This is a genomic window from Agromyces sp. P1_H4 (genome assembly GCF_056405255.1).
Window position 1 is genome coordinate 1 of sequence record NZ_JBFUCL010000422.1, and the last position, 2,807, is coordinate 2,807.

Annotated in this window: 2 protein-coding genes; both read right to left on the reverse strand. The window is 74.2% G+C overall.

Annotated features, from left to right (window positions below):
• Positions 1-2,168, reverse strand: a 2,168-nt coding sequence (locus tag AC1DY2_RS18255; RefSeq protein WP_476763701.1) for a caspase family protein, incomplete at its 3' end; no start/stop codon positions are given.
• Positions 2,165-2,807 (reverse strand): CHAT domain-containing protein (locus AC1DY2_RS18260; protein ID WP_476763702.1); only part of this gene is annotated, 643 nt, incomplete at its 5' end. The genes AC1DY2_RS18260 and AC1DY2_RS18255, both read right to left, overlap by 4 nt.

The window sequence follows — 2,807 nt, forward strand, 5'->3', positions numbered from 1 at the left end:
CCGTCGGCAGCCACGGCCGACGCGCTCGCCGTGCCGAGCAGGATGCGCCCGCCGAGCACCTCGTCGCCGTGGAACTCGGGCGTCTGACGGCGGTTCTGGCCGAACTCCTCGACGACGGATCGCACGAAGTCCCGATTCGAGACGGCGCCGGCGCCCGTGGCGAGCAGCGGTAGCGCCCGCCGCGTGAAGTCGCCCTGCCCGTTCGACTCCCAGGCGACCTCGGTGGCGCGGCACGCGCTGAACAGCACCTCGCGGCGCACCCCGGCGGCACGCGGGGCGGTGGGTGTGACCGTCTCCGATCCGAGCACGCGCGCGATCGCGGCATCCCGGACCGGATCCGGCTCGGTCGACCCCGTGCCGACGCCTCGGTCGGCGCGGTACGCGGCCTCGTCCTCCCGGGTGAGCTCGACCGAGCGCGGGAGGGCATCGCCGATCGGCGTGAGGTCGACGCGCGGCGCCCGGTTCGCCGAGCCCGAGTGGCAGCTGTCGAAGAACGCCGTGAGGCTGACACCCTCGGGGATCACGTCCCAGATGCGGGCCAGGTCGTCGTCGATGATGAGGCGGCCCGCAGCGCGGAAGTCCACGGGGCACAGGGCCTCGTCCTTCGACTCGTCGCCGTCGTCCTCGTCGCCGTCGAGGTCGGGGACGAACGTGCCGTGCCCCGAGTACTGCACCGCCAGCACGTCACCCGGCACGGCGCTGCTGACGAGTTCGAGGATGCCGCGGAGGATCTCGTCGCGGGTGGCCGCGGCATCCGTCAGCTCGGTCACCTCGAACTGCTCGCCGCGCAACGCCTCGGCCCACGCGTGCGCGTCGGCCACGCAGCCGTGCAGGCGGTCKCCCTCGTCGGGATACGCGTCGACGCCGATGCACAGCGCGCGGCGTGCACCCGTCCCGGGAGCGGCCGGGAGCCCGGGCGCACTCGGCGCCTCCGCGGAGCGCGAACCTCCGGTCGGGGACGGCAGGTCCTCGAACTCCGGCCACGGCAGGATCGCCCGCGACTGCGCCGACGGGAACGGCGTCACGTCGGTGACGCCGGCGATGCGGCGGGCGACGCTCTCCATCGTCGGGCCGTCGTTGTCGAAGCCGCCGTGCGAGGTCGCGGTGCTCGCCGTGCGCAGGCCGACGGCGTGCGGCGCCAGCACGAGCTCGCCCTTGGGGGCCGGCCCCTGGAAGAACTCCGCGAGGTCCACGTCGCGCAGGAGGAACTTCGCCATGCCGAGGATCGGTGTCGCCTTCTGCGGCTCGAACGATGCCGAGACCAGGTAGAGCAGCGACTTGTTGTAGATGCGCACGCACGTGTCGGCGCGCTCGGCCTCGTCGTCCATGGTGAAGATCGCGACGCGCTCGATCTTGCCGCTGCGGGCGTGCGGCATGAGGAGCTTCGAGAAGGTGTCGACCCGCACCGCGGGCGCCAGCAGGTTGAGCGAGGCGATCGCCGGGACATCCGCTTCGAGCGCGGCCGGCAGCAGGTGGGAGTGGAAGATCGAGCCCGCGCTGTGGCCGATGGCGTGCACCTCGACCTCGCCGGGGTGCTCGGTCATCCACTTGCCGAGGGCGCGCACGAACTGCTGCGCGCCGCCGCCCTTCACGGATGCCGCGGCCGCGTCGACCTTCATGTCGTTCCAGATCCCGCCGCCGCCGAGCAGCCGTGCGGCCACCTCGAGGAATCCGTCCTTCGCCTCGTCGGCCCAGCCCCGGCGGCCGCCCGACGCCCAGCGGCGCAGCGAGTCCCAGATCGCCGTGCCGAGCCCGGTCTCCCACACGAAGTGGATCGGGTAGACGCCGTTCTCCTTCCACCACGCGACCTGGTGCTCGGCGATCGCGAAGCCCGACTCCTTGTCGACGAGTCCGCCGTGCGCGTAGAGCGCGATCGGCACCGGGCCGGGCTGGTGCGCGGCGACGAAGGCGGGAAGGTGCGTCGAGAAGATCTCGTCGATGTCGGCCGCGGTGGTGCGGAAGTCCTTCACGGTCTGCGCGGTGGAGGCTGCGCCTTCGGCGAGCCTGCCGTCCTCGAGGGTGATCACATGGGGCCTCAGGCCGGCGAGGGCGGCGGCCGTCAGGGTCGGGGCGCCGCGTTCTGCGGACGGCGCGGCCGCCGGCGGTGCGGGCGAGGCGGTCGCGGGCGGCGGGGGAGCGGACGGGCTCGGCGGGCGTGCGGCGTTCATGGGTTCGGTCCTTCCGGGATCGGCTGGTGGGGCGGGGTCGGTGCCGGCGCGGCCGGCTGCTCGACGCGGATGCGCGCGCGAGGGTGCGCGTACACGGCGTACGCGAGCTCCGAGAGGTCCGCGTCGGCGCGGGCTGCGGCGCGCGCCGCGCGCGTGGCATCCGCGATCGTGGCGTCGTCGTCGGCGAGCGCGAGGTAGAAGGCCTCGACGAAGGTGGACGCGGGGTCGTCGCCGACCGCCCACGAGCAGCCGACGAACGCGGCCGCGCCGCCGCGCAGGAAGGCCTCGGGGAACCCGCCGAGCGACGCCGGCCCCGAGGGCAGGCGGCCGATGTCGCAGGCGTTCAGGAAGACGAACGGGCCCGTCGCCGCGGCATCCGCCGGCCCGCGATCGGGCAGGTCGCGACGCAGCTCGCCGTCGGAGTAGCGCGCGAGCGGCAGGTCCTCGGCCTCGCTGAACGCGGCGAGCAGCAGCTCCTGCGCCGCCGGGGTGCCGTCGCTCCAGCGGCCGTGGCCGGCGAAGTGCAGCAGGTCGAAGCCGTCGCGCATGAGCCCGGCGATGCCGTCGGCGTCGTCGGGGTCGATCGTGGTCGCCGAGAACCGTCGCTCGAGGAAGCCGCGCTCCTCGGAGGTGTGCGTG